The sequence below is a fragment of the Shewanella colwelliana genome (assembly GCF_001735525.1).
Lineage (GTDB): Bacteria > Pseudomonadota > Gammaproteobacteria > Enterobacterales > Shewanellaceae > Shewanella > Shewanella colwelliana.
On record NZ_MCBT01000049.1, the window covers coordinates 13,094 to 34,231 of the forward strand.

Genomic DNA, 21,138 nt, shown 5'->3' on the forward strand with positions numbered 1-21,138 from the left:
CCGGTTTAAGTAGGGTTGATGGGCGAAATAGCAGCGCCAGCTGCTATTTTGTGGATGAAGAGCTCCTCGGCTATGATGCTTTGGATTTGCGCTTAAATGTGCGTCGATAAAAGGTCACTGCGCTAAAGGCGAGTATCAATGAGCCGATAGCAGCCACAGATGTGATCAACAGTAGATAGCTAAATGGCATGTTGAGCGCATCATGTAATGGTCGTATAAAAGCGGCAATCCTGCCCGATAGAGGACGCTCACTGTGTTTCAGCGCAGATTCTATTTGCCCCTGCTCATAATTAATGCTGAGCCGATCGGCATCGCGTAACCACACTCCTTCATGGCTATCAAAACGCACGCTATAAACTAATGTCTTCGCAGGTGCTTGTTCCTTGTTTCTGACCATAGGTTTACTTACTGCGACCAATAGAGAGTCTGGCCAGTATGCTTGTGCGGTAACAAGTTGGCTATGCCAATCGCTGGGTTGGCTAAGCGGGTAGCTAATCGCCGCTTGTGGTTGTTTTAGTGCGCCAGTCCATAGGCCTTTGTAAGTAATTAAAAAACCGCTTAAGCAAAGAATAATGAGCGGCACAGAGATAAATAGCCCGAGTTGAATGTGACTTTTTAACAAGCTGCTAGAGCGTGTGTTTTTAGGAAAGGACTGTTTGAGTCGAAATCCTTTGCGCACACGCCACCACAAGTAGAGACCGATTAAGGTGATGACACCGCCAAGTAGTGAGGCCCACGCATTAAGATATTTGCCAAAGTCTGCCAGTAACAAGTTTCTATGTAACCAAAAGAGGGTGCTGTAGAAGGGGATGTCTGACGATAAGTTTACCGATAGCTCGTTTAGCTCATTATCAAATGCAATGGACTTTCCTCTTGTTGCCACTTGGATGAAAGGAGTGTGCTCAGTAGGGAAGCGCACTGTATTCATTTCAGGATAACGTGCAAATAGGGTGTCTACCGCCTCGGCTTTCTGTTCGATAGACAGTGGCTGAAATTGCTGACCATGATCGTTTAGGCGCTTGAACATATCGACACAACCTAAATACACTCCAGTTGTAAGCGCGATTAGCATAACGATGCTAACAAAAAAGCCTATCCAATTATGGAACCACTTTAAAGCGGGGACTAAGTTCATGTTTATCTTCTTAATTGAGGTATCGGCCTTGCCGTTACGTTGGTGGTGAAATGGTTTATGGTACGTGCAGTGATAGTCAATGATGACTTTTCGAGAATGATAATTAATATCATTTGCAGGTTCAATTAAAGAAGTGTAAAGAGCGCTGGTTAAGTGAGCAAATGATGAGATTTGCGATCGGGTGAAAAATTCTATGCAGTAAGCTTGGAAGCATAGGTGCTGGCTGAGGAATGTTGATTTGGCATTGAATTTATTGGGCTTCGACTAGATAGACCCTGACGGTCTAGGCAGAGGTAAAGTGAGCTTAATTGGGTCTAATGGGTTTGCCTATTGGTGTTATGATGATCAATGAAACACCTAGTAGTAAGTCAATTCGTTTACGTTAGGACATCAAACGCTCGTTAAAATGACTAAGCTTCGATTGGTTAGCCCAAGCTGAGGTGCCCAGTAAACACTGGAGCAGAAAATGAGTAAAGAGCATAGACAAGGCCGAGAAGGTAAAAAGCAACCTTTGAAGACTGCGAAAGAAAAACGCAATGAAAAGCACGCCAAGAAAGTGACCAAGGGGTTGCTTGATAATATTAAATAACCCCTCAGTGCACTACGGAAGTGGTTAAAGTCTGCCAACGTGGCGTTCTTGATTTAACCCTCCAGCCTACGGCAACATTTTGCATCAGAGGCTACGGTGCTTTGTCATATCTGATAACTTACCCGCACTTGTCTAACCTAGTGGCAAGCGCGGGATTACTTAGGTTTATCTTGTTTGGCGTCGAAAACCTTCACCCCGTTTACCCAAGTCTCAGCGACGGATGTCTGCCATAAGGTGTGTGCATCGTCATTAAAGGGATCTTGGTCTACCAAGATAAAGTCTGCTTTCATCCCGGCTGCGAGTGCACCGATCATATTTTCTTGATGCGCGGCGTATGCGGCAGCCCCAGTAAAGCTATGCAGGGCTTCAACCATGGTCATTTTTTCATTAGGGTACCAACCCATTTGGGGGAGGTTAGTGTGATCTTGGCGAGTTACGGATGCATGTAAACCAAAAAATGGATTAGCGGACTCAATGGGAAAATCAGAGCCAGCGGCGATCACCGCATCGGCATCGAGTAATTTACGCCACGCATAGGCGCCCTTTATGCGCTGGGGACCGACCCTATCTTCGGCCATGTTCTTATCACTGGTGGCATGAGTGGCTTGCATAGAGGCGATAACGCCGAGTTGTGCAAAGCGCGGAATATCGGCCAAGCGCAACACTTGTGCATGTTCAACCCTGTGCCTTAAAGCCTGAGTATTGGTTTGTTTAATCAAGGCTTGATATCGATCTAACACCATTTTGTTAGCGCGATCGCCAATAGCGTGGGTGTTTACTTGGAAGCCCGCTTCCATGGCACTACGCATATAGTCGGTGAGCTGTTGCTCACTATGGAGCAGCAAGCCTTGGTGGTCATGAAGATCAGAATAGTCTTCAATTAACGCGGCGCCGCGACTGCCCAGCGCTCCGTCAGCAGAGATTTTAATGCTACTAAAATCCAGTTTTCCTGATGGGTGATGATAAGGCCCTTTAGCCATGAGAGTATCGAAATGACTATCGCCAGCAGCCACCATGCCATACACCCGTATAGGCATTTTACCGCTGTCGGCTAGCCGTTTATAGGCGCTGATGGTGTCAAATCCCACCCCTGCATCATGCACACTGGTTAAGCCCAGGCGTGCTAAATCTGTCATGGCTGCTTTCAGTACGGTTTCTTGCTCGGCGATAGTGAGTGCAGGAATTGCCCGTTCAATCAACGCCATTGCATTATCAATAAAAACACCACTTGGCTGGCCTGCTGCGTCACGGACGATCTCTCCACCACTGGGCGCTAGAGTCTTATCTGTGATACCAGCAAGCTTCATCGCTGCACTGTTTGCCCAGCCAGCATGACCATCGACACGTCTAAGCCACACAGGGCTGTCGCCAAATGCCTTATCTAACGATGCTGACGTTGGGAAGCTGTTGCTCTGCCAAAGTACCTGATTCCACCCTCGGCCTTGAATCCATGTCAGCTGTGGGTTTTGTTGACGAAATGCCTTAATACGTGTAATGGCTTCAGCTTCTGAACGACTGCCCTTTAAATCAACCCTGACTAGATTGAGGCCCCAGCCGAGTACATGTCCGTGTGCGTCAATTAATCCAGGCAATAGAGTTTGCCCAGCGCCATCAATAATACGTGTCCCAGCGGCGACTGCAGGCGATGAGTCTAGGTAGATTTTATCGATATTTTGATCAGTAAATTGAATTGCCTTAAAGCGACTGAGGTGTCCTTGGTTAACGCTATAGCCGTTTACATTTTTGATTAAAGTTGTGTCGGCTGTAACGGTCGCGGTGGATAACAAGCAGGATACGAGTAACCAGTGGCGTGGAGTAATCTTCATGTAATCAGTGTCTTATTATTCTATTTGTTGGATATTTATACTAGCAGCTTAGTATGGATTGGCCAAATAGGTGATAGCGCTCTTTACAAAATATAGAGGAAAAGCCGACTCACTTTATTGGCATAGTCGGCTTGTTAAAAAAGTAAGAGGATGTGGAATTACAAGTTACCGAATTTACCGTTGCTGTTCTTCCATTGCTCTTTTGGAATGATGGTTTCCATTACATCCCAATGCTCGGCTATTTTTCCGTTTTCAACACGGAAAAGGTCGTAGTAAGCAGTTGGTTCATCGCCCAATCTACCTTCACTTATCGAAAGGACAAAGTTACCTTCTCCAAGCACTGTATGGTTCTTGTCATATTTCATGGTGATCCCTTGCTCAGCCATAACTTCTATCGCATGAGTCAGGCCAGATAATCCATCGGCGATTACGCTATTGTGCTGGACATAGTTGTCGCCATCGAAAAATTCAGCCATTTTGTGATAGTCACCTTTAACCAAAACTGTCTCTACAAAGTTAGCAATTAAGGCTTTGTTGACTTCTGTTTTATGACGGTCGTTAATTTCAGTTATACCGTCAGTTTGAGAGTGTCCACTTGGGTTTAATTGCGCAGAACGTACGGTAAGGTTATCCCAGTGTTCAACGATTTTACCTTGCTCGAAACGAAATAGATCGAAACCAATTTTGGGACCAAAGAAGTTATATTCAGTATGGGTAAATACATAATCTCCATCTTCAAAGGCGCGCACCACATTCACTTTAGCGCTGCCTTTCGGTAGTGCTTGTAATAGCTCACCAAATCCAGCAAGCCCGTCGGCAACGGCAAGGTTGTGCTGGACATATTGATTGGCGTTAATGTAGCCCACGGCTTGTTGATCACCTGTTTCAATAGAGGTCAGTAGGGCTATGGTCTTATCTTTGTTTGAAATACTCATTGTTGACTCCGGTTGTGCCTGTACACCCGCACTGGCATTTAGTAAGGCTGTGCTGGCAAGTAGTGCGGCGATTAATCTGGTTTTCATCGTGAATTCCCTGTGATTTGAATGTGGAGTCATTGTAGGGAAATAGGTTAGGGTGAAGCAGGTTAAAGCGAGCGTTGAAATGGTAAATGTCGAACACTTAGGGTCTTTTTGAATTGATTAGGAGTCATTAAAGTGTGCTTTTTAAAATATTTAATAAAGTTGGTTGCTTCATCAAAGCCAAGATAGTCAGCCAACTGTTGTACTTGTTGGTTATCAATCGATAGACGTCGTTTAGCTTCTAAAATAATGAGAGCATCAATGAGTTGTTTTGCACTGCGATTAGTGGCCATCTTACAAATTTTATTAAGGGTTTTGTAGCTTGTACCAATACGACGAGCAAACTCATTAGCATCGCGAGTGAGCGTGTAATGCTGTGTTAGATCCAGCATAAAGCGATCGAAGCATTTTATGTGTGACGGGGACATATGATGGTGATAAATGTCGGGTCTAGTTTCACTTATTTTGGTTAGTAGCGCGGCAAATAGCACCTGTAAATAACCAATATTGGGGGATGACTGGTACTCAGTACTGATTAACTTACTAAGGTTTATTAGCGCATTAGATTGATTGATAGTAAGTTTAAAGCTTTGGCGGTATGAGGATACCAGATGTGTTGGGGCAAAGATTTTTGTGTCAATGGTACTGGCGACTTTTGCGAGGTATTCATCGGTGAAAATGATTAGCTTTCCCTGAGGTTTGTTTACTTCATCAAAGGCTTGGATCTGCCCAGTATTGACCAGTACCACGCTGTTTTTTTCAACGGGAATGGTATTAAAGTCGACAAAGTGTTCGCCATTGCCAGAGGTAAATATAATTAGGTTGTGAAAGGTAACCCTGTGAGGTTGATAAAGCTGGTTTAAACTTCCCATTGTGGCTTTGCTGTAAAGCGATGACAGTGGGATGATTTCAAAGCCGACCTCAGGAAGTTGAGTTTCTCTAAAATGTACATTTGGGATTGTCTCTCGCATGACGCTAAACCTTGGTTGAGGACGGCGTTTTAAGTATACCCAAATAAACGGTAAATGTAGTCCTGTAGATGCCGCCGCAGCTACAAGGTCCTGAAGCGGTGAGCTGAATCATGTGCATTGGCTGCGTGGTGAATAGCGGTGTTGAAGAGTAGATGTGGGGCATAAATGTGAGGTAGCCAGTAATGAGCGACTTTTTGCTGCAACGTATCAGTGAGATCAATTGGCAACTTAGTTTAACGCAAGCGCTGGCCATAGCAGCCTTGTTGGTGTGGCTGTGGGCAATTTGGCCTGGTGAAGATATTCAACGCTTAGGTAAAGATAAGCCGTTACAAACTCGCTTATTGTTGAGCGCCTTCACTGTGAATACCCTGTGGCTGATAAATGCCAGTATTACCCCGGGGATCCATGTGCACTTTTTAGGGCTGGTGACCTTGATGCTGATGTTTGGTTGGCGGTTAGCTACAGTAGCAGCTTTGCTCCCTGTGCTGTTTTTTACCACGTTTATGTTTAAATCCCCTTTCGATGTTGGTCTCTATGGCTTAATCGCTATCGCATTGCCTCTGTTTCTCTGTTTCGTGGTTTATAGCCAAGTGTTTAAATATCTACCGCACCATCTTTTTATCTATATTTTTTGTGGTGGCTTTATTAATGCCTTTTTGTCGATCATCTTTCATATGAGCGCTTGGTCCATCTGGCTATGGTTGAGTACAGACTATAACTGGAACTACTTGCTAGACAACTACCTACTGTTGATCCCATTATTGGGTTTTCCTGAGGCCTTGCTCAATGGTATGGCGGTGACTTTGCTGGTGGTGTATCGCCCTGATTGGTTATATGACTATTCAGATAAACGCTACTTTTGAATGGCCGATTACCGCCGAGCCTTAGGTGTGCAAACACCTAAAATTGGCTATCTACTCTCACCCACAAACAAATGCAATGCTTGCCATCGGTTTATATTAAATTTACGCAATGGTTATCAAAAAGATAAATTAAATGTATCAAAATGTAACAACTCTTGGTTACTATGCCTCCCAAGTGCTCCTCATAATCCATCTAAATGGATGAGAAGTGCGGGGTCAGTTCATTTATGTACTGAATCAAATAATAAAAAATAAGAGCGATATCATTGATGGATATATTTAAATTAACAACCGCAGCACTGCTGACCGGTTTGGCGTTGAATGCCAATGCCAATTTACTGATTAGTGAAGTGCTATATGACGCACCCAATAATGACAGCGTTGAAGAGTTTATCGAACTGTTTAATGGCGGGTGTACCAGCATAGACTTAAGCCAATACCAGCTCAGTGACAACGGTAGTAGCTTGCCATTGCAAGGGACTATTGCACCAGGCGCTTATTTTACCGTTGCGGCTAATCAAGCGGGATTTACCAGCTTGTTTGGCTCTGCGCCTGATCTATCACCAATGCCATTAACCTTAGGTAACTCTGGGGATTATGTACGCCTAAACAAGGGCGCAGAAGAGGTCGATCTTGTTGCTTGGGAAGGTGGAGTTTCAGGCTGGTCACTTAATGTGCGCAATGTTTCATTGCAGCGCACTAGCATTATCAACACTAAATCAGCACTTGATTGGAGTGCCAGTGACAATGCAGGCTCACCAGGTACGGGTGATTTAAGCGTTGACTGCGGCACGGGTGGTGGCGGAACCGGTGTTAGCGATAACGAACTGGGCAATGGTCAACCAAAGAGTAACTTGAGTGCCAATCGAGGAGAGACACTTAAGTATTTTGTCGACCTCCCTCAAGGTGCCACCAATGTGAATGTCGTAATGAGCGGCGGCACAGGCGATGCGGATCTTTATGTACGCCAAGGCAGCGAACCAACAACCAGCGTGTATGACTGCGCGCCGTATCTGTCAGGCAATAATGAAGAGTGTCCTATTATTCAACCTGTAGCAGGACGTTACTACGCTAATATTGAGGCTTATGAAACGTTCACTGGTGTCTCTCTAGTAGTTAATTACACCGTTGTAACGGGTGGTGGTGAAGGTAATGGCTCTGGCTCTGGCGATGGCTCTGCTGGCGATAATGGTGACTATGTTTTCACTACCTATTATGCTGATGCTATTGGTAAATCGGGGACGGCGCTAAAGGCCAGTCTCAATCAGACCATTAAAGGGCATACACGTTTTAGCTATAGCCAAGTGTGGGATGGATTGGGCTATGCCGACGAAGACCCCAACAATAGCAATAATGTCATCTTGTTATACAGCGGACGCTCAGAGCCAAAAACTAACCGTGCTGGCATGAGTACTTCGTTAGATGCGTGGAATCGCGAACACGTTTGGGCCAAAAGTCATGGTTTTCCAAGTAGTGGTCAGCATGGCTATACCGATCTCCATCACCTGCGTCCAGCCGATGTGACGGTTAATAGTAGCCGCGGCAATAAAGACTTTGCCTTAGGTGGCAGTGAGATAACAGAGGCGATGGGTAATAGAACTGATGCAGATAGTTTTGAGCCTAAAGACGATGTTAAAGGCGATGTCGCACGTATGGTGTTCTATATGGATGTACGCTATGAAGGTAACGACAGCAGCGGTACGCCAGATCTGAGTGTTGTCAGTGGTGTCACCGGAAATGGTGAACCATTACTCGGCGATTTGTGTACCTTGTTGAGCTGGCATCTACAAGATCCGGTGAGCGACTGGGAACGTCGTCGCAACAATCGTATCTTTGAGTGGCAAAAAAACAGAAATCCGTTTATCGACAATAGCAGTTGGGCGGTTGATCTCTATGGTGCTGCTTGCCAATAGTGGTGAGTCATGGGCAAAGCCGTGACGCTTGAAAGCGCGGAGAGTGCCCGGAAGAGCTCAAAGTGAACGCAGCCTTTTGGCTGCGTTTTTTGTGCACCTGATGAGGAAATTACCTAAGGTGGCGAAATGGGCTGGGTGAAACTAGGGTTTTATTGTTATTATTAAGCCATCGTACATGCCTAGCGGCAGCGTGATTTATGGTTCACGAACCTGATTGGCACAACCTGCAAGGGTCTTGCTTAGCGTGAGTTGGTGTCACTGTACTTAACGCAACTTAATTTAATAAAGTAAACACCGCCTTGGCGGTAGTTGGAACTCCCATGATTGAACTGCAACAAAACAACCCACTTCACGGCTTAAAGTTAGAAACAATGGTGACAGAGCTAGTGGATTTTTACGATTGGAAAATTCTCTACGCAGCATTGCGTCTAGAGTGTTTCAATACCAATCCAACCATGGAAGCGTGTCTTAAGTTTCTGAAAAAAACTGAGTGGGCCAGAGAGCGAGTTGAAAGCTTCTACTTGTATCGATTTAAGCGTATGCCTAAGGGTAGTGCGGCGCAGTTTGAGTTAAAACCTCGAGAACGTGGCTTTGCCGACGGCATAGTGCCGCGTAAACCTCAAGAGTTGACCATTGAACTCATTGCTGAAATGCGTGCCAAAGCGACGGCCGATTACGAGGCGATGAAGAAAAACAACACACGCCCTAAGTACGGTAAAGACAAGCCACGAGCACAAGATGGCTATGCGCAAAACAAGCGTTCAGGCAGCAAGCGTCCAGCACCATCGCAAGACCCCAATAATCCCTGGGGAAAATAGATTAATGGATAATAAAAAGGCGAATGTTAATAAACATTCGCCTTTTTTCATTTTAGTGATGAAAGTTGCTGATTAAATAAACCTGCTTGCTGCCGTGCCTGTTTGGCATTGGGCGTATCTATTCCTTGGTGTTAAACCTTGTTTACACCATCATCGAGTTTCGTCGATTGTTTGCTTTCGTAAAGTGCGGTCACATTTTTGTTTTTGCTGGCTTGGTAGAATCCTACCTTTGGCACTGAGCCGATTATTATCATATTTTTGAGGTCTTCATGGCAGTCACACCCATTGAGCGGGTAAAAAGCGCGTTTGTTGCAGGGATTTGGGCGACACTGGTCAGTATTTCTATTGGGTTTGGATTCAAAATTTGGTTGGCGCAGTGGGTGGTAAAAAGTGACTTGGCGCTTTATCACACCGTGGTGGATATTATCTCTATGTCATTAATTTTAATGACTGGTTTTCGCTCATCTATGGTGGTGAGCTATTCGCAAACCCAAAATGATAAAGATATTACTAATATTTTTCGCTACACGTTAATCGCAATGGTATTGCTGACATGGGGGATTGTGCTTCCCTATATTAAGCATGAGCTGCATTTAGATGTGGCCTATTTTCATTTGGTCGGCATCATTTTGGGGATGGGACTAAAGGTCTACTTTGCCAATCAAATCGCCATGTACCGTATGTATCATATTTCAAACAAGGTGACTTGGATGGAGCCGTTAGGGCAGGTCATCGCTTTCGGAGTCACTTTTTATCTTTTAAATCAAACAGCTATAGCATCACTCTTCTATAGCTTGATGTTGTCTTCATTAGCCGTCGCAGGGTACATGTTTGTCAATCGCCGCAAGGTTATTGCCACCACGCCATTAGCGTCGGTCAATATGACCCCAAGCCTTAAGAGTTTTGTTCAGAAAAGTATTACCTCAGCCCTTGAGGCTGGCGCTGGGTTGCTGATGATTTACATCACTGTATTGTTAACCATTGCTCACTTTAGTATTGACGAGTTGGGGGACTTTCAGGTGGTGGTGAGACCCATGATTGCTTATTTGACCTTGTTATTTGTATTCCCTATTTATCGTTTTGTTTTACCCGAACTGGCTGTCTGCGTGAGGGAAAAACAAAACGAGCAGGTCGGGTTAATTAAGAGGTGGATATACAAAATTGCCATCTTGGTATCTATCAGTTTCTTTGTGCTGATGTTGTTTGCGGGGCAACAAGTGGTTGATTGGGTGTTTCCTCAAACTTACGCCAAGGCGGCACCCGTATTAATGCACTTTTCACTGTTTTTTGTATTTATGATGTTGAATGCCTATCAGCTGGCTTTTATCAAAGCTCATGGCTTGTTTGTCCAGAGCTTAGCGATCCGCCTTAGCGGTATTGTGGCCCTTGTTGCCAGTTACTATTTTTATACCCTGTTTACCGATAATGTCGTTGCCGTGGTGTTAGCCCTTGGCAGTGGTTACATGTTGATGTTTATTCTGTCTAGTTTTGTTGAGCGTAGGGTCGTGCGGCAACATCAAGGGCAATCGGTTTAATTCCCTGTGGCGATAAGCGAGGTGACCCGTTAAACAAACATAAACTACAGATTTTATTCAGACTGTTATACTCAATAGACATTAATGATGGTAATTGGGGTAGCAATGGACTGGCAGTTGATCAGTGACTCTATGTCATACGTGCTTTTTACTTATAGCGGGTCATCGATTACCGTATCGCAAGTGCTACAGGTACCTTTACTGCTGTTTTTAGCTTGGTTTGTGGTGACCCGAATCGGTAAGTTGATTCGACGCGCATTGTATAAAAGAAAGGTTGCGCCAGATGCGGTGCACCTGTTTTCACGTATCTACCTAGTGTTAGCCATTGCGATTTTGTTGGTCACCAGTCTTGAGATCCTTAATATCCCCCTTAAAGCTTTTGCCTTTGTTTCGGGTGCGGTGGCCATTGGGGTAGGTTTTGGCGCACAAAACATCATTAATAACTTCATCAGTGGTTGGATTTTGATGTGGGAGCGACCCATTCGCATTGGGGACTTTCTAGAGATAGGTGAAACCAAAGGCGTGGTTGAGAGCATTAATACTCGTTCGACCTTAATCCGCCGAAGCGACGGGGTGCATATGTTGGTGCCCAATAGTCAGTTGCTAGAAAACACAGTGACTAACTGGACACTAATAGACAATAACGCCCGCTCAACGGTCAGTGTGGGTGTGGCTTATGGCTCTGATGCGGTTTTGGTTGCCCGTTTGATTAAACAAGCACTGGATGAGCGCGACGACATTATAAAACAGCCTGAGCCAGTAGTGTTGTTTGCTGATTTTGGTGATAACGCACTTATGTTTGATGGCATTTTTTGGGTGTGCGCTAATTCAGAAGCCGACACACGTAAAATTCGTAGTGATATTCGCTTTAGGCTTTATCAGTTATTTAATGAGCATGACATCGTTATCGCCTTCCCACAACGGGATATCCATATTGACGGCGCAATTAGCATAGAGCAACCCGCTCGAAATATGCCTGTAGATTAGCCATTGGTTTAAATGAGCGAGCTTTATCTCTAATTTTCAGGTAAGTCAGCCTTAACTTATTCCCCATATTTTGACCACTGACTCTACAACTGAAATCAAATCGAAGGAACGGTAGATAACAAGTGTAAACGCGGCGGTCTTTGCCTGTATGGCCGCTCTTTGCGCTCTGACCCATAAGGATATGGGCAGTGCCTGAGCCATGTAGGGAGCATCACTGGCATATCATCGTGACATTTGTGAAGCTATTCGCATTAGATGCTGGCGCAGAGCACACGGGGATGTACTTGCAGCACGTTGCAGAATAGTGCCTTCTACAAGCTTGCCTATTCACCTACGCTGCACCTAACACCTGACACCTGACACCTAACACCTAACACCTAGCACCTAGCATCTAGCATCTATCACCTAGCATCTATGCAATAGGGTGTTGCTCTTTAATCGTGTCGACGAAAAAGGATTTCAGCGCTTGTTTACTTTCATCGTCAAGTGGTTGCCCATCTCTATCTGAGACTAAGAAGACGTTGTCGACCTGTTCTCCTACCGTGGTAATTCTGGCTGAGTGAATGTTGAGATCAAATTGCCTAAAGCCTTGGCAGAAGTGGCTCATAAATTTGGGGTTGTCTAGCGCTGTTACGCTAATCAGGGTTCTATCTTTCTTTCGAGAATGCAAAAACTCCACTTTGGGCTCACAGATAAATGAGCCTATCTGATTATTTTTGCGCTGCTTCGGAATGCATTTGTTTTCAAATAGCACCTGTCTTAACTTCTGTTTAATGCGCCCACGTCGGCTGGCTGTTGAGATGGGCTGGTGGTCATAATCGAGGATCTTTAATGACTCCACGACATAACCGTCTTTGGTCTTGGAGATGTTGGCTTGCTGCACTGAGATCTGTAGTGAGGCGAGTGTGTTAAATAGTGTGACAAATAATCCGGGTTTATCTTTCATATAGACAAACAGATCACTAGAGCCCTTGGTGTAGCTTTCGTCGATAAGTATCAGCTCATCTTGCGTACCATGTTCAATAAGTGCCTGTGAGTAATGGGCTATCTCTTGTGGCTTTGCACTACTGAAAAACGATAGCGGCAAGCGTTTCCACAACTGCTTTATCGCATCTTGGGCAGTGGTGTCATTACTGTTACCGAGTAACTCTAGCGCTTCGTTCTTATGCTCTCTGACAATGGCGCGTTGCTCTAACACATTCTCTAAACCGTTACGCAGCGCATGCCTGATGGACATATAAAGGTCTCTTAGGAGAGTTGCCTTCCAGTTGGTCCAAAGATCGTCGTTGGTGGCTTTGATATCGGCAACGGTAAGGCAGTACAGTGCGTCTAACCTGGCCTTAGTACCTATGGTTTTAGCAAGGTTTTTGACTTCCGATGGGTCGTAAATATCGAGACGTTGAGAGGAGAGTGACAGGAGTAGATGGTTTTCGACGAGCCAAGCGATAACCTTGGCCTGAGAAGGTTTTAGGTCATGAAATTTGGCAAACTGCAGCGCATCGACGGCGCCAAGCTCGCTATGATCTCCGCCTCGTCCTTTTGCAAGATCGTGGAAAAGCGCGGCAAATAGTAACGTCTCTTTATTTTCCAGCGCGCTAAAAATTGCGCTGGGTAGCGTTAGCGTTTCATCATCACTTTTACTATTTAGCGCATAGAGGTTTTTCAGCAGTTTATGTGTGTGCTCATCCACCGGGTAGGCATGGTATAGGTCAAACTGCATCTGCCCAACAATCTCCCGCCACTGGGGAAGGTATGAGGCCAAAATACCGTGCTTGTGCATTAAGGAGAGGGCTAACCCCATTCCTTCAGGGTGTTTAAATAGAGCGACAAATCCTTTGCGACATTGCTGAAAGTCCTGCAGATCGCCGAGCAAGCGCCGTCTGACCTGACGAATTAGTCTAAGTGTTTGCGGCGCGATAGCATCAATCTCAGATGCATGCTCTGCGATATGGCAAAACAGTGCGATAAGTTGGTTGCGGTCAACAAATACGTCATCGTGGCGGGCGTAGATTAATCGGCCTTTGATTTCGAAATGTTCATTCAATATCTGACATGGCTTTTCGGGTTGCGACAGAATTTCATGGTCAAAATACTGCAACAACATCTGATTAAGTTCGCTTATTCGTCGCATGGCGCGATAGAGTTGGCGCATCATCTTTTCGATAGCCAGATTGCTGTTGTCACCGAAGCCCATGAGCCTGGCTACATCGCTTTGCAATGCTATAAGTAAGCGGTTTTCGGCCCGCTGTGCCGCTGTGTGTAGAGCCCAGCGTGTTCGCCAGATAAAATGTTGCGACTCTAATAACTCTGCATACTCGTCGGCGGTGAAAAAGCCGAAACGACGCAGTGCGGCCATGTCTGCTGCGGCAAAATATTTACGTGCCACCCAGATTAGGGTCTGTATGTCTCGCATTCCGCCGGGGCTGTTTTTGAGATTAGGTTCGAGACTGAACGCGCTGCCTCTGGCTTTCATATGGCGCTGGGTTTGTTCGTCCACCTTGGCACGGAAAAATCCTTCACCGCTCCATATCTTATCTTCGTAAAGTGTGTCTAATACCTGTTCTGCGTGTGCGCTAGGGCCTGCAAGGTGGCGTATCTCTAGTAGTGAAGTGGCGATGGTAATATCTTCGGCGCAGGCTGCGCTGATCTCATCTAAGCCGCGTACACTGTGACCCAGCTCTAATCCAATATCCCATAACTGGGTAAAGAAATGACCTATTTGAGCGGCATCGTGATTACTTAGAGGCTTATCGAATATAAGACAGAGATCGATATCTGAATGGGGGTGTAGCGTTTGGCGACCATAACCACCGATGGCATTGAGCGAGATACTATTGTCGAGGTCCGTATGCTGCCAGAGGTGGAGAAGTAAGGAGTCAAAAAACTGGGATCGCATTTTGACAAGTTCATCGATAGCAACATGGGTAAAGTTGTCATTGAGGTAATTGTCTGCATCTTGAATTATCTGTTTATATTCGGGGATGCTCATGGCGGAATGTAATTGCGGCGATATATCAGAGTCTGACATGCTTCTCCTGTGGTGATTTGTATTAGGCTCAATATTGGCGCTAGCGTAGTGGACTTTCATCATCACACTATTTTAGCGCCCCTATACAATGGGTTTACTATGGTTAATTAGGGTAGAGGATCCGCCTTAGAATTACAAACCGGGCCCTCGCGAGTTTATAAAATGATGAGTGTGGCTAAGCTTAGGAAGGCAAAAAAGCCCACGACATCTGTGACTGTGGTTAACACCACGCCGCCAGCGAGAGCGGGGTCTATGCCCATTTTTTTTAATAGTGGCGGTATCGTTGTACCAGCTAACACACCGGTGACGAGCACAATGATCATTGCAGCACCAAAGACCATTCCCAATTGCCAGTCGCCAAACCATTGAAAGGCGATAATACCAACCACTGCCGCCCACAACATGCCGTTTAGCGCCCCGATACTGAACTCATGGCCGATGAGTTTGGCCATGTTTTTATTGTTAATTTGGTTGAGGGCTAAACCGCGCGTGACCAAGGTCAGAGTTTGGCTGCCTGCAACACCGCCCATACTGGCGACCACCGGCATCAAGACTGCAAGCGCGACGATTTTTTCGATAGAGGTTTCAAATAAGCCAATCACCCATGCCGCCAGAAATGCGGTCATTAAGTTAATGCCTAGCCAGATTGCTCGGCGGCCAGAACTTTTGAGTATGGGTGCAAACATATCGGGATGACTATTAAGGCCTGCCCGTGAAAACACCTCTTTGTCTGCTTCATCTTGGATAACGTCGATAACATCATCGACCGTGATTCGGCCAATGAGTTTATGCTGGTCGTCGACCACGGGAGCTGAGAGCAAGTCTTTATCTTTAAATGCCTGCGCCACATTATGGGCTGAGTTCAGCGGCGTAAAGCTAGTGACCTCTGTTGACATAACGTCACGAACACTAATGCTCAAATCGTTGGAGATGATTTGGCTTAATGGCACCACCCCTAATAGTACATTGTTACGGTCGACCACCATCAGACTGTCTAAATGATCGGGCAGGGCACCTTCTCGTTGGCGCAGCCTGCGCATATACCTCAGCGCAGCCTTTAGTGATACATCTGCGCGTACCGCCGTAATGTCCACGTCCATGAGGCCGCCAGCGCTGTCATCGGGGTAATGTTTGACTAAGTCATAACGCTCTCGCCGCTGGGCATCCATCGCTTGCACCATGGCAGAGATAACTGTGATGGGTAAGTCGCTGTCGATGTCTGCTAACTCATCCATCTGCACGGCGCTAAGGCTGGCGGTTAACTCTACCTCATCGGTGTGAGCGATAAGGCTTCTTCGTAGGTCTTGATGCAGCTCAAGTAGGACTTTGGCGCGTAAGCGCGTAGGGACATAATGCCAAAGCGTTAATCGGTCTTTTTGTGTCAGCGATTCCATTAGGCGAGCAATTTCTGCCGCCGAGGTATTTACCAGTAATTTTTGTAGTGCTTGTTCATCATTTTCATCCAAGGCGATATCAATGGAATTAATGAGGTGTTGAAATTTGATTGTCATAGAAACCCCAATACATGAGAGGTGTTACTTCACCGAGGCAGAGACTAAGCAGATAATACTTGGCTTATCTCTGCAATAAAAAAATCACCCAATGGTGCGATGTAACATAGGTAATACGTGTCTTTGAGGCGATACAAGGTGGCATATCGCCATATAACTAAATGAGAACTTGTTACTTATTAGCATAACAGCCTTTGGGTATTGAACGTCAAATTAGGTGTTCTGAGCCGTTATTGAAGATGCTTTTGATGGTGTCTCTTAACCATGTATGGGCAGGATTGTGTTTCTGCCTTCGATGCCAAATCAGTGACAGTTGAATAGGCTTAAAGCGTAGCGGCATCTTAATGACTTGCAGATTAAAAGCCTGTTGGTATTTCATTGCAAGGCTTTTGCTGCAGGCCCCCACGCAATCACTTTGTGCCACCAGTCCTATTAGCGACAGTAACGAGTGGCACTCGGCAACCACAGTTCTTTGCGCAACGCTTTCTTGCGCATAAAAATCCACGGCAGAGAGATTAGCGCGAGTCAGCTTTAAGGTGACATGCTGCTCATCATAGTATTGCTCAGTCGTTATTCTTGTGGATATCCGTGGATGACCTTGACGACAGATAAGCACTATCTCTTCGGTGACTAAGGGCTCACAAATCAGAGAGCTATCTCTGTTCTCTATGGTATCGATAGCCAAGTCGGCCTGTTGAGAGTTGAGCGCTTCGTTAATGTGCTCCTCAGTTGAGTGATCTTCTTTAAAGCGGATCAGTGGATAGCCTTGCTGCTGCAGCTTCATTGCATGTGGATGCAGCTGATTAGTGATGGACTCAAAGGCTAATACAGTAAAGACCTGCTTACTCCGTTTGCTGTCAAATGCTTGCAGATTATCAATTACGCTGTCCATGATATCCATGGCGGGGCTTAACTGTTTCATTAGCTGGTGGGCAAAGTGGGTGGCAATAATGCCGCGCCCATGGCGGACAAAAAGATCTTGGCCACAACGTTCACTTAAGCGCTTTATTGAACCACTGACCGCTGCTTGTGTGACGTTAAGTTGCTCGGCCGCCAACGTGATGGATTGATGATGGTATACCTGCATAAACACACTAAAGAGGTTAAGGTCCAGCTTGTCGGTCATAAAACTGCCTTCTATAGGGGGTTTTGTTGCGGTCAATCGTGCTTAATTCATAAGTATAGCTTAAGTGTTAACCATAGTTACCTTTGTTTATCTAAATTGTGGTTTGGTTATTATTACTGCAATTCAAAGGTGGCAGCCAGTGCTGGCACCTTAGCTAAAGTTCATTACTACTTTGAAGGTGATTTCGCATGAAAAAGACCATCCTTGCAACTCTCGTTCTATCAACCTTTACCTATAGTGCCTCTGTCAGTGCACACAGTCATGGCGCTGGTCAAGATGAACATGCGCTTACAACATCGTTTATGTACCAAGGCAAGCCAGCGAGTGAGGCGACTAAAGCTTACAACAGCGAGTTTGCTAAAGGACTCAAGTTTGACGATACCAAGTCGTTTCAGGAAGGCCGCGCTAACCTTATTGCGCCACTTGACGCTGAAACTGCCGCACTGCTTGCCGATGCTTACGAGTTCATTGGTGAAGAAACCCCAGAGACCATTAACCCGTCGCTCTATCGCCAGGCACAGATGAACAATGAAGCCTACGGTTTGTATCAGGTTAACGACAAAATCTTCCAGATCCGTGGCACAGATTTGGCCAACATGAGCCTAGTGCGTAGTGATAATGGGTGGATTGTATTTGACCCCCTGACCACGCGAGAGTCGGCTAAAGCTTCTTTGCTATTTGCCCTTAAGCACTTGCCATTTGGTAACGACGACCCTGTGGTCGCGATGATCTACTCTCACTCCCATGCGGATCATTTTGGCGGCTCTCGCGGCATACAAGATCTGTTTCCTGAGGTGAAGGTTTACGGCTCTGCCGATATCACTAAAGAGATGGTCGATGAAAACGTGCTAGCGGGTAACGCCATGTCGCGCCGTACTTCTTACCAATATGGTGCCACTATGGTGCCGTCAGAAACTACGATTGTCGATGCGGCATTATCTAATGGTATTGCCAAAGGTGAGATCACTTATGTGTTGCCAGATTATGAAACAAACCATAATGGTAAGTTTGAGACTGTCATCATCGACGGCTTAGAGGTGGTATTCATGGATGCCTCAGGTACCGAAGCGGTATCGGAAGCTGTGGCATATATCCCAAGTATGAAAACCATTTGGGCCGCAGAAGTCACTTATAAGGGCATGCATAACGTCTATACCCTGCGTGGCGCTAAGGTACGTGATGCACTGAAATGGTCTAAAGAGATCAACAACATGCTACAACATTGGGGCGGCGAAGCAGAGTTTCTGTTCTCTGCTCATAGCTCGCCAGTTTGGAGTAACAGTGATATCACCGATTTTTTAAAGCTTCAACGTGATAATTACGGTTTCGTGCATAATCAATCGTTGCGCTTAGCCAACAATGGCGTAGTACTGCAAGATATCGGTTGGGAAATAGAGAAAGTCTTACCGCAATCGATAAAAGATGCTTGGCACACCAATGGTTATCACGGCACTTACTCACATAATGCGCGCGCCGTATACAACATGTACTTGGGTTTCTTTGACATGAACCCAGCCAATCTAAACCCATTACCAACGAACGAAGAAGCGGCTAAGTTTGTGGAGTACATGGGCGGAGACAAAGCGATTTTAAAGCGTGCAACAGCCGATTTTGCTAAAGGAGAGTATCACTTTGTTGCAACAGCATTGAACAAAGTGGTGGTGAATAACCCAAGTAATAACGATGCGCGTAACCTGCTTGCCGATACTTATGAGCAGTTAGGTTATCAGTCGGAAGGGGCTGGCTGGCGTAATGTCTACCTTTCTGGGGCGCAAGAGCTACGTATTGGTCGCCAAGCTGGCGCGCTAAAGTCCGCTTCTGCCGATGTGATTGCCGAGATGCCTGTGGGGTCATTGCTGGATTTCTTAGCGATAAAAGTGGACTCGATTAAGGCGCAAGATTATCACTTTGAGATTAACTTAGTGCTGCCAGATACCAAAGAGGTGTATGTGGTTGAATTGGCTAATGGCAATTTGAGTAACGCTAAGATTGATGCAGAGAAAGCGGGGACTACGGCCACTTTCCGTATCAAGCAGTCTGACATCGTCAAACTTAATCTTCAGCAGACGACAGTAAAAGAGTTGCTTGAAACGCAAGCGGCCACAATTGAAGGTGATGCGTCATTCCTTGAGACACTAGCCAAGGTCTTAACAGAGTTTGACCCTGCATTTGAAATTGTTCCGCTACCATCAGACAAGGTGATTGAGGCCAACCGTGCTATTTATATGCAAGATGTGCCAAAGCCTGTGCGCAATGACCGTCATCACGGCCATGACCACTAGTGTTTTAGTTGATTAACTCGCCGATAGAAAAACCGCTCAATGAGCGGTTTTTTTATCGGATGAATTTGGTGTCAGGCGCTAACGAGGTTTTCATTATAATGCAGTATCTCGCTGGCTTAGCAGGCAGTAGTTGGCCTTAGAATGAAGGTTTGGCATTTTTTCATTTAGCTTAAGTAGCGTTTGGCTGCATCTTATTTGTTAAGGGTATTTGATGGTCGTACCTTCACCATTAGAAATTGCCTGCCGCAGGCCTTATGTGCAAGCACTCTTTTGGCTCGGTGAGTGAAGCGTAGCTTCGAGCCCACGAACGAGAGACAGGGATTGTCGAACTGGCTTTTAGATAGGGATATTGTTGTGAGCACTTCCATGTGGGCTCTGCGAAATCATCTGACTTACATGGAAGTAGGGAATGCCGAAAAATGTCGGGAACATTTTTGGCCATGATTTCGAAGGCCAAAACCGTGCTTACACGGGGATATTTTATCTCTTCGATTTTACTTCATTTGGAGTGAGTGGCGAGTAAAAAGCTAACGTGCTTTTGCCCCAAAACTTGTTAGCCTTCGAATGAAGGCTGGTTACATTTTCTCTTTTGGTTCATTGTTATTGGGGTGTGTGCCTGAAGGTCATACCTTTATCGCCATCTAACGCCTGCCCGGCGAGGGATGTGCAGATACGCCTGTGAGACGCCGTGAATAAGTCCCTTTAGGCTCTGCCGAAACATCCCTGTTTCGGAAGCTCACCGGCGTATCTACACTCGGTATCTCAACGTCTCTTCGATTTGGCGGATGTCGGAAGGAGGAATAAAAAACTAACTTGATTTTGCCCCAAAGTTTGGTGGCCTTGGAATGAAGGTTTGGCATTTTTTGGATTAGCCTTAGTTGCGTTTGGCTGGGGAGGGGATTGGTTAAGTGAGCTTGAGGGTCGTACCTTCATAGTAATCAATCACCTGCGGTGAGCTTGTGTGCAAGCACTCTTTTGGCACGCTGTGAATATGTCCCTATACGCTCCACGGTGGTATCTGAAGTGAATGGATTCACAAATGCCGCGATGACATGGATGTCAAAGAGCGGCCATGCCATCAACGTCCGCAGCTGCATCTACACTGGGTTATTGACTCTCTTCGATTTTACTTCATTTGGAGTGAGTGGCGAGTAAAAAGCTAACGTGCTTTTGCCTCAAAATGACTTAACACGTTGTCGGTGGATCAGTACCTAACGGGCTTTCTGGCCTAGACATTTTCATCGCGACACCAGCGAGATGTAATTCACTACTCCCCAACCAAAAACTGGGTAACTATACAGTCATATTCAAATCACAAGAATGTTGAACGATTTTCATCCTGTATTCGTGCGCATTTTCTCATTTCGGTTTAAACAAATGGCTTTAAAATTAATCGCTTATGCTATTCGTCAAGTAGATAATAGGTTTGGAAAACGCGCATGCGTGTTTTTCCAGATGGTATATTTAGCAAAATGCTGATAAGTTCATTACATACAGATAGTTAACTGTGCGCGTTTTCACTGGTCCAACGAGGT

The 21,138-nt window shown here is 45.7% G+C and carries 14 protein-coding genes; 7 read left to right on the plus strand and 7 right to left on the minus strand.

The annotated features are described in order from the left end of the window. Positions 1 to 70: 70 nt before the first annotated feature. Positions 71 to 1,135, minus strand: coding sequence for a PepSY-associated TM helix domain-containing protein (locus BEL05_RS20575; RefSeq protein WP_069672285.1), 1,065 nt, complete (start codon positions 1,133 to 1,135; stop codon positions 71 to 73). Positions 1,136 to 1,601: 466 nt separating this feature from the next. Between BEL05_RS20575 and BEL05_RS21320 the strand changes: the two genes are divergently transcribed. Continuing rightward, positions 1,602 to 1,724, plus strand: coding sequence for a hypothetical protein (locus tag BEL05_RS21320; protein WP_259651027.1), 123 nt, complete (start codon positions 1,602 to 1,604; stop codon positions 1,722 to 1,724). 155 nt (positions 1,725 to 1,879) lie between these two features. Here the strand turns inward: BEL05_RS21320 and BEL05_RS20580 are convergent, their stop codons facing one another. The 3 genes from BEL05_RS20580 to BEL05_RS20590 all read right to left on the minus strand — a co-directional run bounded on the left by BEL05_RS20580 (position 1,880) and on the right by BEL05_RS20590 (position 5,540). Beyond that, positions 1,880 to 3,550, minus strand: a complete 1,671-nt coding sequence (locus BEL05_RS20580) for an amidohydrolase (protein WP_069672286.1) — start codon at positions 3,548 to 3,550, stop codon at positions 1,880 to 1,882. 158 nt (positions 3,551 to 3,708) lie between these two features. Beyond that, complete coding sequence (locus tag BEL05_RS20585) at positions 3,709 to 4,572, minus strand: nuclear transport factor 2 family protein (RefSeq protein WP_175427360.1); 864 nt, start codon at positions 4,570 to 4,572, stop codon at positions 3,709 to 3,711. A 62-nt stretch (positions 4,573 to 4,634) separates the two neighbouring features. After that, complete coding sequence (locus BEL05_RS20590; protein WP_069672287.1) at positions 4,635 to 5,540, minus strand: helix-turn-helix transcriptional regulator; 906 nt, start codon at positions 5,538 to 5,540, stop codon at positions 4,635 to 4,637. Between the two features lie 182 nt (positions 5,541 to 5,722). Between BEL05_RS20590 and BEL05_RS20595 the strand changes: the two genes are divergently transcribed. From BEL05_RS20595 to BEL05_RS20615, 5 genes are all read left to right on the plus strand, one after another. Then, the gene (locus BEL05_RS20595; RefSeq protein ID WP_069672288.1) at positions 5,723 to 6,403 is read left to right on the plus strand and encodes an energy-coupling factor ABC transporter permease; all 681 of its coding nucleotides are present in this window, start codon (positions 5,723 to 5,725) and stop codon (positions 6,401 to 6,403) included. 266 nt (positions 6,404 to 6,669) lie between these two features. After that, positions 6,670 to 8,316, plus strand: coding sequence for an endonuclease (locus BEL05_RS20600; RefSeq protein ID WP_069672289.1), 1,647 nt, complete (start codon positions 6,670 to 6,672; stop codon positions 8,314 to 8,316). 320 nt (positions 8,317 to 8,636) lie between these two features. Next, a complete protein-coding gene (locus BEL05_RS20605; protein WP_028764301.1) occupies positions 8,637 to 9,134 on the plus strand; it encodes a VF530 family protein in 498 nt (165 codons plus the stop codon). 269 nt (positions 9,135 to 9,403) lie between these two features. After that, entirely contained in the window at positions 9,404 to 10,669 is a 1,266-nt protein-coding gene (locus BEL05_RS20610; protein ID WP_069672290.1) for a polysaccharide biosynthesis protein, read from the plus strand. Positions 10,670 to 10,774: 105 nt separating this feature from the next. After that, positions 10,775 to 11,656: a mechanosensitive ion channel family protein gene (locus tag BEL05_RS20615; protein WP_028764299.1), complete on the plus strand. Its 882-nt coding sequence runs from the start codon at positions 10,775 to 10,777 to the stop codon at positions 11,654 to 11,656. Positions 11,657 to 12,068: 412 nt separating this feature from the next. On the opposite strand, the gene glnD is transcribed toward BEL05_RS20615, so the two are convergent. The 3 genes from glnD to BEL05_RS20630 form a co-directional block, all read right to left on the minus strand. Next, entirely contained in the window at positions 12,069 to 14,684 is a 2,616-nt protein-coding gene (gene glnD, locus BEL05_RS20620) for a [protein-PII] uridylyltransferase (protein WP_069672291.1), read from the minus strand. A gap of 155 nt (positions 14,685 to 14,839) precedes the next feature. After that, on the minus strand, positions 14,840 to 16,195 hold the full coding sequence (mgtE, locus tag BEL05_RS20625; protein ID WP_069672292.1) for a magnesium transporter: 1,356 nt from the start codon (positions 16,193 to 16,195) through the stop codon (positions 14,840 to 14,842). Between the two features lie 208 nt (positions 16,196 to 16,403). Continuing rightward, positions 16,404 to 17,321: a LysR family transcriptional regulator gene (locus BEL05_RS20630; protein ID WP_069672293.1), complete on the minus strand. Its 918-nt coding sequence runs from the start codon at positions 17,319 to 17,321 to the stop codon at positions 16,404 to 16,406. Positions 17,322 to 17,509: 188 nt separating this feature from the next. On the opposite strand from BEL05_RS20630, the gene BEL05_RS20635 reads away from it, so the two are divergent. After that, on the plus strand, positions 17,510 to 19,603 hold the full coding sequence (locus tag BEL05_RS20635) for an alkyl/aryl-sulfatase (protein ID WP_069672294.1): 2,094 nt from the start codon (positions 17,510 to 17,512) through the stop codon (positions 19,601 to 19,603). Positions 19,604 to 21,138: the final 1,535 nt, after the last annotated feature.

Bases quoted from the DNA above. Each gene is read 5' to 3' on its own strand.
- BEL05_RS20575 (WP_069672285.1), bottom strand. From the start codon at position 1,135: ATGAACTTAGTCCCCGCTTTAAAGTGGTTCCATAATTGGATAGGCTTT.
- BEL05_RS21320 (WP_259651027.1), top strand. From the start codon at position 1,602: ATGAGTAAAGAGCATAGACAAGGCCGAGAAGGTAAAAAGCAACCTTTG.
- BEL05_RS20580 (WP_069672286.1), bottom strand. From the start codon at position 3,550: ATGAAGATTACTCCACGCCACTGGTTACTCGTATCCTGCTTGTTATCC.
- BEL05_RS20585 (WP_175427360.1), bottom strand. From the start codon at position 4,572: ATGAAAACCAGATTAATCGCCGCACTACTTGCCAGCACAGCCTTACTA.
- BEL05_RS20590 (WP_069672287.1), bottom strand. From the start codon at position 5,540: ATGCGAGAGACAATCCCAAATGTACATTTTAGAGAAACTCAACTTCCT.
- BEL05_RS20595 (WP_069672288.1), top strand. From the start codon at position 5,723: ATGAGCGACTTTTTGCTGCAACGTATCAGTGAGATCAATTGGCAACTT.
- BEL05_RS20605 (WP_028764301.1), top strand. From the start codon at position 8,637: ATGATTGAACTGCAACAAAACAACCCACTTCACGGCTTAAAGTTAGAA.
- BEL05_RS20610 (WP_069672290.1), top strand. From the start codon at position 9,404: ATGGCAGTCACACCCATTGAGCGGGTAAAAAGCGCGTTTGTTGCAGGG.
- BEL05_RS20615 (WP_028764299.1), top strand. From the start codon at position 10,775: ATGGACTGGCAGTTGATCAGTGACTCTATGTCATACGTGCTTTTTACT.
- glnD (WP_069672291.1), bottom strand. From the start codon at position 14,684: ATGTCAGACTCTGATATATCGCCGCAATTACATTCCGCCATGAGCATC.
- mgtE (WP_069672292.1), bottom strand. From the start codon at position 16,195: ATGACAATCAAATTTCAACACCTCATTAATTCCATTGATATCGCCTTG.
- BEL05_RS20630 (WP_069672293.1), bottom strand. From the start codon at position 17,321: ATGACCGACAAGCTGGACCTTAACCTCTTTAGTGTGTTTATGCAGGTA.
- BEL05_RS20635 (WP_069672294.1), top strand. From the start codon at position 17,510: ATGAAAAAGACCATCCTTGCAACTCTCGTTCTATCAACCTTTACCTAT.